This is a genomic window from Brachyspira hampsonii 30446 (assembly GCF_000316195.1).
Taxonomy (GTDB): Bacteria; Spirochaetota; Brachyspiria; order Brachyspirales; family Brachyspiraceae; genus Brachyspira; species Brachyspira hampsonii_C.
This window is the reverse complement of record NZ_JH994111.1, coordinates 725,467-737,647: the sequence shown is the minus strand read 5'-3', so window position 1 is coordinate 737,647 and position 12,181 is coordinate 725,467. Positions and strand designations below refer to the sequence as shown.

The window sequence follows — 12,181 nt, the reverse complement described above, 5'->3', positions numbered from 1 at the left end:
CAAGTTTTATTTAAATTCATAACTTACATACCGCACGCAGAGCAAAGTTATAAATATATGTTATATGCCAATTCTAATTTTTATTATATTTTAAATTTTATTAACCGTGCGTAGATTAGATTATAAAATTTAAAAAAGCTAGGGCGGGCTTCTATAATTTCTAAATAAAGCATTAAGAAAATTTTACATAAAATATTAAAAATAAGCAAAAAATCTAAAAGGCTGGGAAATAGATTAAAAACTCACTTGCTGTATTTTTTGAATATGATTTCCATTTCATCATTGCAAACTATCATAAGCTCTATATCTTTATTTATAGATAGATCCGCTCCATTTTTTAGTAAGAGTTCAAATATGTAAGCATTTTTCTTTTGAGCTGCTATAACTAATGCTGTATTTCCTTCAGGGTCTGTCATGTTAATATCAGCATTATTTTTTATAAAAAACTCTGCAAGTTTTACATGTTCTTTTTTAATAGCAGACATTAGAGGAGTATATCCGTTTTTTCCTCTTTTGTTAATATCTGCATCATTATCTAATAGCATTTTGGCAATTTTTCTCTTTTCAACAAGAGTTAAAGGAGTATCTCCAAAATCATCTTGAAAGTTAACATCTATTCCTTTTGATATGTATTTTGATACTTTTTCAATTTCTCCGTATGAAACACTATTAAGAAATTTGGAGTTTCTCTTATATTCTTTATCATGATAACTTTTAAAAATGTTAAACATATCATAATTTTCATTTCTGCTAGCATAATATAATGCTCTTCTTCCATAAGCATCTCTTGCAAATACATCAGCTTTATTTTCTATTAAAATTTTTACTATATCAATATGATTATGCATAGCAGCAAGAATTAAAGCACTAGAACCTAATTTAGTTTGAATATTAATATCAGCATTATTTTCTATTAATAAGTTTAATATTTTTTCAGCATTATAAGAAGCAGCACACATCAAAGGAGTAATACCGTCATTATCCATAGCATTTACATCTGCTCCTCTTTTTATAAACTCTTCTGCTATATCAAAGTCATTGTCATTATTAGAAATATATTCTAAAGCTGTATTATTTAAATAATTTCTAAAATTAACATCAGCATTATGTTCTAATAATATTTTTATTATTTCTTTATAATGACTGCGTGAAGCTAAAAGTAATGCATTAAATCCGTATTTCCCGTATACAGCATTATTAATATCAACTCCTTCGGAAATATATTTCAAAACATCATCTATTTTATTTTCAATAACTGCATATAAAAATTTTATTTCTTTAGATGAAGCATCTAATATTAATTTTACCATTTTCTCTTGATAAATATTTTTATTATGTGCTATATCTAATGCAGTTTCTTCATAGTTATTTTTTAATGTCAAATCAGGATTATATTTCAAAAGAAGCTCAGCAAGCTCTATATTATGTCCATTTACGCTATACATCAGAGGGGTTTCTTTTCTATGATCTGATAAATTAATATCAGCATTATTATCTAACAATATTTTTGCTATATCATAAGAACGATAATCACATGCAATTATCAAAGGAGTTCTGCCCCATTTATCTTGTACATTAGGACTTGCATTATATTCAAGTAAAGCTTTAACCATATCAATATTTCTACTTTCACATGCATATATTAATGCGGTACTTTCTTCATCATTATTTTTTATTTCTGTATCAGCATTATTCTCTAATAAAGCTATTACAAAATCAGTTTTTCCAACATAAGAAGCCCATATTAATGCTGTGAAGCCTCTATTGTCCTTTGCATTTATATCTGCTCCATACTCTAATAATATTTTTATTATTTCTCTGCTAGGTTTATTATTTTTAATTAAGGTAGAATATATTAATGCCGTTTCTCCTTTTTGATTTTTATAATTAGGATCATAGCCATTTTCAAGTAATATTCTCACTATTTCAATATGATTTTCACTGCAGGCTATCATAAGTGCAGTTAAATAATTATTTTCTAATGTAGTCTCTATATACATATCAGCTTTATGTTCAAGAAGAATTTTAACTACATCTGCTTTGCCGTAAATACATGCATATATCAAAGCAGTATAATTATGATCGTTAGTCATATTTACAGAAGCATTATAATCTAATAAAAGTTTTACTATATCAGCATTTCCATTATAAGAAGCAACCATTAAAGGAGTATATCCGTCTTTATTCTTAAAATCAATTTCAACATCTTTTTCTGAAGTAACATTTTTATTGTTTTTATTATCTTTATTTTCAATTAATATTTTTGCTATTCCAAAAATATTTATATTTATATAATTATTTTTGTTTAATAAATATTTTATATGCTGAATATCTCCGTCTTCTACAGCATTGAAAAATTCAATTTTTTCTTTATTTGTAAACATCATAAACCTCTAATATCTTTTTAATGCAGTATATCAAAAAATATAAGGTTAATCAATCTAAAATTAAGATATGTTATTAAGCACACCAAACCAAATTTTAATTAAATTAATAATTTCCGTACCGCACGCAGAGAAAAGTTATAAATATATGTTAATTATGAATTCTAATTTCTATTATATTTGAAATGATACTAACCGTGCGTGTAGGGAATTTTTAAATTTAAAAAAATCTAGGGTGGGCATTTATAATTTCTTAATAAAACATTTAAGAACTTTAAGATAAAAATTTCAAAGCAGATAAAAAATATAATGTGTGGGGAATTAGAATAGATTTAAAACCTATTTACATACCCCACCCTTTTATACTTGCTGCGGAAATTGCAAATAATAGCCTTTTGCATATTTCTTGGCTTAATTAGAAATTATAGCACCCACCCAAGCTTTTTTTAGATTTTAGAATTTTATTAACCGCACGATAAATAAATAATATTTAAATGATAAATTAAAAAGTAAAATGTATTTAATTATAGGATTATACACTGCGTGCGTTACATAATATATATGTAGTAAATTGAATTTTTAAGCCATAAAATATTAACATAACTATATTAACATAATATTAGCATATATTTTTTAATAAAACTGAAGAAAAAAATTTTTATTTAACTAAAAAAAATTAATAATTAAAAAGCTATAACCGATAATAAATATGTGTTCAGGGAAGAACACATATAAATAATTCATGGAGGAACCATATGGTTATCAACAATAATATAAGTGCTATAAACGCACAACGCACTTTAAAATTCCGCCAAGTAGATCTTAAAAAAGATGCAGCTCAAATTTCTAGCGGTATGAGAATCAACCAAGCTGGAGACGATGCTAGCGGATTAGCAGTATCTGAAAAAATGAGAACTCAGATCCGCGGTTTGCGTATGGCTGAAAGAAATACTCAAGACGGTATATCTTTCATTCAAACTACTGAAGGATACTTAGAAGAAACTACTAACATTCTTCAAAGAATTCGTGAATTAGCTATACAAGCAGCTAATGGTATCTATACTGATGAAGACAGACTTTATGTACAAATCGAAGTTTCTCAGTTAGTAGATGAAATCGACAGAGTTGCTTCTCAAGCTCAATTCAACAAGCTTAACATGTTAACTGGAAGATTCGCTAGATCTACAGGTGAAAACACTCCTACAGCTTCTATGTGGTTACATATCGGTGCTAATATGGACGAAAGAAAACGCGTTTATATCGGTACTATGAACAGCCAAGCTCTTGGACTTAAAAACCCAGTAGGTCCTGCTACTACAGCTACATTCATCAGTGTTTCTAGCCCAGCTAAAGCTAACTCTGTAATTGGTATGGTAGACGAAGCTCTTCTTAAAGTATTAAAACAAAGATCTGACTTAGGTGCTTATCAAAACAGATTAGAAATGACAGCTCAAGGCTTAATGGTTGGATACGAAAATATGCAGGCTTCTGAAAGCAGAATTCGTGATACAGATATGGCTGAAGCATCAGTTAAACTTGCTAAAGACCAAATTCTTAACCAAGCTAACTTGTCTATGCTTGCTCAAGCTAATCAGTTACCACAAGGTGCTCTTAGATTATTACAATAATTAATATTCAATTAGTTTTGTAATATTAACCATATAGGGGACATTCTTAATTGAATGCCCCTTTTTTATGCTCTAATTAATTATAAAATTTCTTCATATATTTATTACCATATTAAACTGTTTTGATATCTCCCTTTTTATAGCACTTAAATATTGAGATACTGCCGACTGAGTTACATTAAGTGATTTTGCTAGCTCCTCCTGACTTCTGCCCTCTGCAAATAATTTCATTATTCTTTTTTGTTTTGGTGTAAGTATAGCTATTATTAAATTTGAAACCCTGCTGTATTCACTATCAGTTAAAGCATTTGTATAAAGTATATTATCCAGATCATCATTAGTTAATATGCTCTCCCTGCTGTCCGTCCTATCTAAATTAACTTTCCTAGTACCTAAACTCTTATTAATCTCTTTTAATACATCATTACAAAGTTTTTTACAGGTATCATATTTGGAACATAAGTTACACATTAATTAATACTCCTCTAAAATACATAATATTTTATCAAGAACTTCAGGCTTATAATTTTCTGCATCAATATCTTCTAGCTGTCTAATGGCATTCTTTATATCAACACGCATTATAACCCATTCCTCCCAATTAGTTTTTTTGTTGTAAAAATAATCATCCTCCTTAATATTGTCTAATATGTTTTTTATGAGTTTTTTGTAATAGATGTTTTTTTGAAAACTTTTCATATTGTACTCCTATTACAGTATTTTTCTATACTGTATAATAGTACTATACATCAAATATTAATTTATTACAACTATCTATATTGTATTTTTATATATTATATTTAAATGTAATATATAATAATATAATTATATATTACATTTAATACATATAACTTAAAATTTCTATTATATTAATTAAAAATGGTTTCAAAATTAAATTAAACTTGTTTCAAAACTACTTGACAATATTAATTATAAAAATTATTTAATTTTAAAATTACAGAGATGATGTTTTACATGTTGTACAAATTATTATTTTAGTATATAAATATGCAGTCTTTCGCCTGCCGTAGGCACACACAGTGAGGCGTACTTCGTATGCTTCTCGCCGAAGGCGTACTTCGTATGGGTCACCACCGAGTAGGTGCCTTGCCTACGGCACGCAGAGCGTCGGCAAAAGAAGTGGGGGTGTGGCACGACTGTGTACTTCGTAGGGCTAGTCCCCACAAATTATAAATAAAATTACTTTTGAAACAAGTCTATCATATTAGATTTGAACAAAAAATAATATATATAAAATTAGTATAAATAAAATTTATACTATATTTTTAATATTAACTGTATAAAAATATAAAATTGCAACAGCTATATTAGACCTGTTGCAATTTTGTACATATATATAGTGATATTATTATATAATAAATTTAAAAATAATATTTATAGTTTTAATAATTGGGGCTTTGCCCCAAACCCCACTTCTTTTGTGACGCCTGTCCGCCTTCGGTGTGGCACATACGAAGTACGCCTTCGGCGAGAAGCAAAAAGACTGCATTTTTATATCTTATTTGTATAAAATTATATTACATTTAAAACAAAAAAATAATATATAAAACTACTATAAATAAAATTTATATTATGTATTTTTAATCATAACTGTATAAAAATACAAAATTGCAACAGGTCTATTATTTATATATCAAAAAATAAGTTTAAAGAATTATTTACATACCCCACCCTTTATACTTATTGTATTAATTTGAATTTTTTAGCTTTATTTATACTAGATACTTAAACAAAAAAAGCATGCCCGCCCAAGTTTTATTTAATTTGTGAATTTATACATGAAAAAAGGAGGCTTAAAAAATGCCTCCTTTGAAATTTTTTAATTTAAATATTAAGAATCAAGAAAATCTTTTAATTCTTTTTTCTTTGACTGAGCCCTTAATCTTCTTATAGCCTTAGCTTCTATCTGACGAATACGCTCTCTAGTAACTTTGAATACATATCCCACTTCTTCAAGAGTATGAGAGTAACCATCAACAAGCCCAAAACGCATTCTTATAACCTTTTGTTCTCTGTCAGGTAGGCTGTCAAGTATTGAATCAATCTGTTTTCTCAATATTTTGAAAGTTGTAATGTTCTGAGGACTCTCAAACTCTTTATCTTCTATAAGCTCACCCAAAATAGTATCTTCTTCATCACCTATAGGAGCATTTAGAGAAACAGGATCTTTCGCAACATTTCTTACACTTTTAACCCTGCTTTCAGGCCAGCTTAAAGCCTTTGCGATTTCCTGAATAGAAGGTTCTCTTCCATGCTGCTGCATATACTGTCTTAACACCCTTTGAACTTTGTTAATTTGTTCTATCATATGAACAGGAACCCTTATAGTTCTAGCCTGATCACTTATAGAACGGGTAATAGCTTGACGAATCCACCAAGTAGCATAAGTAGAAAATTTATATCCTTTTTTGTATTCAAATTTATCTACCGCCTTGATAAGTCCTATATTACCTTCCTGAACTAAATCAAAGAAATGAAGTCCTCTATTAACATACTTTTTTGCTATTGCTATAACAAGTCTTAAATTAGCCTTAACAATATGATCTTTAGCCTGAGCAATCTTTCTTCTTGATGAATCTATTTTACGAACCCATTCAACCAAAGTTTCTTTATCAATACGAACTTCATCATAAATATCAGCCATACGAACCTGTGCTTTATGAAAGCTAGTTATAACAGCTTCTATAGCTTCAGGAGTAATATTAAAGTCATCTACAAGTCTTATGTATATATCTTTATTACCAGCTTCTATTTCTTTATAATAATTTTCAAAGTCAGATATTTCTTTATAGTATCTTTTTTTGAGTTTTTCAAAATACTCTTCTATCTGATTTATTCTATGCAAATAGAACTTTAACTTTTCAGCTATTCTGTCTATTTCCATTCTGTTTAATCTTACTTTACTTAAAAGTTTTACTATACTATCTTTAACTTCCTGCTGTTCCTTAGTGAGAGCTTTAATAGTTTTTTGAGTTGTAATTTTCTTTATTCTCTTATCCAAAGCAATGTATTTCTCAGCTAATAATACATACTCTTTTTCAAAGTTTTTATACTTTCTCTCTAATTTCCTCTTTTCCTGAGTAGAAACATTATATATCCTAGGAGGTTCTAATATTTCATGTATAGAAACTTTTCCTATCTGTACATTTTTAATGGTATTCAATACTTCTCCTACTACAAGATGAGTATTTAAGATTATATTTTCAATTTCAGATTCTCCTGATTCAATCTTCTTTGAATAATCTACCTCATCATCATGAGTAAGCAGACTAACCTTTCCAATTTCTTTAAGATAAAGCCTTATAGGATCATCATTATTTCCTACCTTATCTTCAACATGTATAAATTTAGCAGCATCATCAATTTTATTTTGATTTTTAGAAAGGCTTTCAAACTCTCTTTTGTCTTCAACGATAACAATTTTTCTTGCAGCTAATAATTGAAAAAGTATATCCATTACATCAGTATCCATATTATCAATGGCACCGTTAATCTCTTTAAATGTAAGATATTTATTTGCATTTCCTTTTTCAAGTAATTTTCTAATCTTTTCATTATTTTTAATCAAAAGATCGCAATCTTCTTCTGTCATCATAAATCACTTCCTTGATGTAATTTTTCTTTTTGCTTATTAAGTAAACTTATTCTGCGAACCGCTTCATACATAGCCTCATCATTATTACTTTTAAGAATGCCTTTTAATGAATTATTTTCAAGCAGTTCTTTTTTTTCATAGTCTATGCAGCCGCTTTTAATTTTAATAATAAGCTCCTCCAATTTTTCATATATATTTTCACTATATAATTTTTGCTTGCTCAAAATCTGCTTGGCTATATGCTCATTTCCTAATACATTAAGAGCATCTTCAACACTTGCATCTTTATTAAGAGTTAAGAGTCTTATATAAAATTCTCTTGTTATATCTTTTTTAATAAGATCTACACTAATTTCTCTTTCAGCCTCTTTAATTAAAGAAGGATTCAAAGCAAGTAAATATATTAAACTATTTTCATAATAAAATTTATTATCTGCATTATTATTTTTTACTTTTTTATCATATTTTATAATGGAAGCATGCTGATTTGCATTATATGTATTTAAATAGTCCTTGTTAAAAGCTTCTCTATCAACATTAAGTTTAGAAGCTATATATGAAATTATCATTTGTTTCTCTGTTTCACTTTTTACAGCATCTAAATATTTATAAAAACCATTAATAATATCTAATTTTTCTGCTATAGATAAGGAAAGAATATCTTTTTTTACCTCACTATCTATAACAAAATCATACCAATTTAGCTTATTATTATGCAATATATCAAACCGGCTTCTGCTATAAACTGTAAAAAATTCATCTAAATCTTTAGTTTCTTTTATACATAAAATAGTCAATTTTAAATCAGACTTTAGCAATGTAATTACAGCAGATTTAGCGGCTTTTATTCCAGCTTCATCGCTATCTAAAGCAAGCACCACATTTTTAGTATATTTTTTTATTTCTCGTGCATGTTCCTCTGTAATTGCAGTACCCAAAGTACCAACAACATTTTTTATCCCCATTTTATGGCATGCTATAGTATCCATATAGCCTTCAACTAATATTACTTCATCTTGCTTCATTATGTATGATTTAGCTATATTTATTCCATATAATGAAGATTTCTTTTTAAATATTAGGCTTTCTTTAGAATTCAGGTATTTAGGCTCTTTACCATCTATACTTCTTCCTCCGAAACCTACTATCTCCTCTCGTTCATTTATTATAGGAAACATTATTCTATTAACAAATGTATCATAATAATGATTAGGGTTATTCTTGCTTACACTAACCAAACCCAATATATTCATATTATTTACTGTAATTTTATTCTCTATTAATGCATTCATTAAAGCATTCCAACTAGGAGGTGCATATCCTATTTTAAACTCTTTTATAATGGAGAATGGTATTTTTCTTGATTTCAAGTATTTTTCAGCATCTTTATAGAAATAATCACCATTCTTATCTTTTAAAAACAGGCTTTTACCAAAAAAGTTGCATGCTATTCTGTTAATTCTTCTGCTTTCTAAATATATTTTATCTTTTTGTGTAGTTTTGGCAGAGAAAAATCCGCTTACATCAACTGAAAATCTATTGCCTAAATACTGCACAGCCTCTTTGAATGATTTATTCTCTTTTTCTTTAAGGTATGTAATAACATTTCCTTTAGCCCCGCAGGTAAAACATTGATACACGCCTTTAGAATCATCAACCGACATAGAAGGATTAGTTTCTTGTCCGTCTTTATGAAAAGGGCATTGTACAGTATATTGACTTCCGCCTCTATGTATTACTTTATATCTATCACTTAATATGTCAATTAAAGATACCCTAGACAATAGATTATTTAATTTTTCAATAAATAAATTATCCACAATAAATAAACTCAAACTTTAATATTTATATATTAATCGGATATAGAAATATTAAAAATTACATATTATCCACATAAATAAATATCCATAAATATAAAAATATTTTAAAAAAAGTCAAGTATTTTTAATATTAGAGCCATTTCAAAACTAAATTTTTAATATTTATATTTTATAATTTATTCAATATTTTTTAATTATAGTTAGGGCTTTGCCTACGAAGTACACATTCGTACCAAACCCCACTTCTTTTTCCGACGCTCTGCGTGCCGTAGGCAAGGCACATACTCGGTGGTGACCCAGGCACAGCCCGCATGCGGCAAGAAGCATACGAAGTACGTCTCACTGTGTGTGCCTACGGCAGGCGAAAGACTGCATGTTTATATACTAAAATGATAGTTTATATAACATGTAAAACATCATATTTCTAATTTTAAACATTAAATAATTTCATATTTAATGTTCTCAAGTACTTTTGAAACAAGTCTATTTATTAATAAAACTATATAATTCAAAATCGATTTATTTTATATATTTATTACTTGACAAAATTTTGTTTTTTATTATTATAGTATGAACATGTTTTGCGGAGACCTACAGTGCGTAGTTATTTTGAAAAAAGTGAGAAAAGAAGAAGGATCTTAAACAAAATAAAATCAAGAAGGATTATTATAGATAAATTTAATATACCATTAGGCATAGTACCTAGTGAATATGTTTACCCAATGGAGGGTACAAAAATAGAATTAAAAAACACTGATAACGGTGATATATATTCATACAAAATATCCGTTTCAGCAGAAAAAATATTTTCATTATATATAAAATTATTAAAATTATTCCCATCTTACGGTACTATGGTTATAGAAAGAATCAGTGAGGATGTTAATAGGGATTTCGATGTTCTTATGAGCGATCCGGATATCTCATTAAATGAAATAAGAAAAGTATTTAAAAGATATAATGAATTATGGATTGAATGCGGATTCGTGGGATTTGGCGTTATAGACGAGCTTACTGAATTTGAAATATTTATAAATTTAAATAAAGAAATAGAAATTAACACATCATATAAAAATATAAAAAAAATTAACCGTATACTAAATTCATATAAACTCTTTAATGATGAAGTTTCTTTTATCAGCGACTATGAACATATACATTATTCTTTATCATCTATAGTGGCAGATGAGGGATGTTCTGAAAACTATGAATATATTTTTGATTACTATGATATCATAAATAATCTAAAATCAGATTATGGATTTACTACTGTCAATTTAAATGATTTAAATAATATTATAAAAACGCCTAAATGGTGGAATGTTACGGTTAAGGGCTTAGGAAAATGTCAGAAAAGAACCTTTATGTCTACATACTATATAGTAGCAAGCACAATAGAAGAAATGGAAACTTTAATAGATGAAAAAATGAGTGATATGAAAGTAGACTACTATTATATATATGATTTTTATAATGTAGATCCTAATAATTATAACTATGAAAATGTAAATGTTGCTGATATTCATAATGTATCTTTTGAAAAAGCACCTTTTGGTATATGGGGACAATCTGATGTGTTTATATGCAAAGCTAAAAATATAGCTTCATATTATATTAATAAAAATTATGCAAGAACATACTAATAATAATTTTACAAATGCTTTAAAAATAAAAGAACATATTAAATATCAATTTAAATATTGTCCTTATTGCGGAGAAAAAGATACTTTTATTTTTAATGATATAAAGATTTTTCAATGTTCAAAATGTAAAAGAACATATTTTACTAATCCGGCATCAGCTGTAGGAGTTATAATAGAAACACCAAATGGAATAGTATTCGTTGAAAGGAAATTCGAACCTAAAAAAGGCTATATAGATATGCCGGGAGGTTTTTGCGAGCCTTATGAAAGGGCTGAAGATACTGCTGTTAGAGAAGTTTTTGAAGAGACAAATATAAAATTAAATGATATACATTTTTTTATGAGCGGAGCTAATGAATATATATATGATGGTATTATGTATGTTACAACGGATATATTCTTTTATTCAAAATTAGATTATATACCAGATGCTGCTGCGAATGATGATGCTTCAAAAGTTATTTTTATAAGAAGAGAAGATATTGATTTTGAAAAAATAGCTTTTGAATCTGCAAAAGATGCTTTTTCTTATTATATTAATAATTTTTAATTTTTTATATGACAAATAAAAAACAAATTGTAGAAATAATATTAGCTTCATTAAGTGCCGTTTTAATAGCCGGATTTATTAGAATATTTTTCTTTGACACATATATTGTTACTAATAAATCTATGGAGCCTACTTTTTTTGAGGGAGATCAAATACTTCTTTTAAAAAAGAATTTTATATTTAATAGAATTAAAAATTTTGATGTTGTAGTATTTAATTATGATGATACAAATCTCGTAAAAAGAGTTATAGGAATAGAGGGCGATAAAGTAGAAATAAAAGAAGGCGGACTTTATTTAAATGACAATCTTATAGAACATGAATATTATATATTTTCAAGCGAAGATGACGGACTCTATATTGTAGGCAGTAATCAGTATTTCGTTTTGGGAGATAATATAAAGGTAAGCGAGGATAGCAGATATTTTGGGCTTGTAGATGAAAAAGATATAAAAGGTCAGGTTATACTCATATTCAGCCCTAAAAAAAGATTTCAGCTATTTAATAATATTTTTCATCATAATAATATTTCAGAATAAA

The 12,181-nt window shown here is 27.5% G+C and carries 9 protein-coding genes; 4 read left to right on the top strand and 5 right to left on the bottom strand.

Going from position 1 to position 12,181, the window contains the following annotated elements; all coding sequences use genetic code 11:
- Nucleotides 1-242: 242 nt before the first annotated feature.
- Nucleotides 243-2,384: an ankyrin repeat domain-containing protein gene (locus A966_RS08085; protein WP_008724456.1), complete on the bottom strand. Its 2,142-nt coding sequence runs from the start codon at nt 2,382-2,384 to the stop codon at nt 243-245.
- 755 nt (nt 2,385-3,139) lie between these two features.
- On the opposite strand from A966_RS08085, the gene A966_RS08080 reads away from it, so the two are divergent.
- Entirely contained in the window at nt 3,140-4,012 is an 873-nt protein-coding gene (locus tag A966_RS08080) for a flagellin N-terminal helical domain-containing protein (protein WP_008724455.1), read from the top strand.
- Nucleotides 4,013-4,105: 93 nt separating this feature from the next.
- Here the strand turns inward: A966_RS08080 and A966_RS08075 are convergent, their stop codons facing one another.
- The 4 genes from A966_RS08075 to dnaG all read right to left on the bottom strand — a co-directional run bounded on the left by A966_RS08075 (nt 4,106) and on the right by dnaG (nt 9,448).
- Nucleotides 4,106-4,483, bottom strand: coding sequence for a helix-turn-helix transcriptional regulator (locus A966_RS08075; protein ID WP_008724452.1), 378 nt, complete (start codon nt 4,481-4,483; stop codon nt 4,106-4,108).
- Between the two features lie 3 nt (nt 4,484-4,486).
- Nucleotides 4,487-4,711 (bottom strand): hypothetical protein, encoded by a 225-nt coding sequence (locus tag A966_RS08070; RefSeq protein WP_008724450.1) that lies wholly within the window; start codon nt 4,709-4,711, stop codon nt 4,487-4,489.
- A 1,153-nt stretch (nt 4,712-5,864) separates the two neighbouring features.
- On the bottom strand, nt 5,865-7,628 hold the full coding sequence (gene rpoD, locus A966_RS08065; RefSeq protein ID WP_008724448.1) for an RNA polymerase sigma factor RpoD: 1,764 nt from the start codon (nt 7,626-7,628) through the stop codon (nt 5,865-5,867).
- On the bottom strand, nt 7,625-9,448 hold the full coding sequence (dnaG, locus tag A966_RS08060; RefSeq protein WP_008724446.1) for a DNA primase: 1,824 nt from the start codon (nt 9,446-9,448) through the stop codon (nt 7,625-7,627). Before dnaG ends, rpoD begins: the two co-directional genes overlap by 4 nt.
- 596 nt (nt 9,449-10,044) lie before the next feature.
- On the opposite strand from dnaG, the gene A966_RS08055 reads away from it, so the two are divergent.
- From A966_RS08055 to lepB, 3 genes are read left to right on the top strand one after another with little or no spacing between them, the layout of a single operon-like run.
- The gene (locus A966_RS08055; protein WP_008724445.1) at nt 10,045-11,091 is read left to right on the top strand and encodes a hypothetical protein; all 1,047 of its coding nucleotides are present in this window, start codon (nt 10,045-10,047) and stop codon (nt 11,089-11,091) included.
- Nucleotides 11,075-11,641 (top strand): NUDIX domain-containing protein, encoded by a 567-nt coding sequence (locus A966_RS08050; RefSeq protein WP_008724444.1) that lies wholly within the window; start codon nt 11,075-11,077, stop codon nt 11,639-11,641. Before A966_RS08055 ends, A966_RS08050 begins: the two co-directional genes overlap by 17 nt.
- Before the next feature lie 8 nt (nt 11,642-11,649).
- Nucleotides 11,650-12,180 carry a signal peptidase I gene (gene lepB / locus A966_RS08045; protein ID WP_008724443.1) on the top strand — a complete coding sequence of 177 codons (531 nt, stop codon included), beginning with the start codon at nt 11,650-11,652 and terminating at the stop codon, nt 12,178-12,180.
- Nucleotide 12,181: the final 1 nt, after the last annotated feature.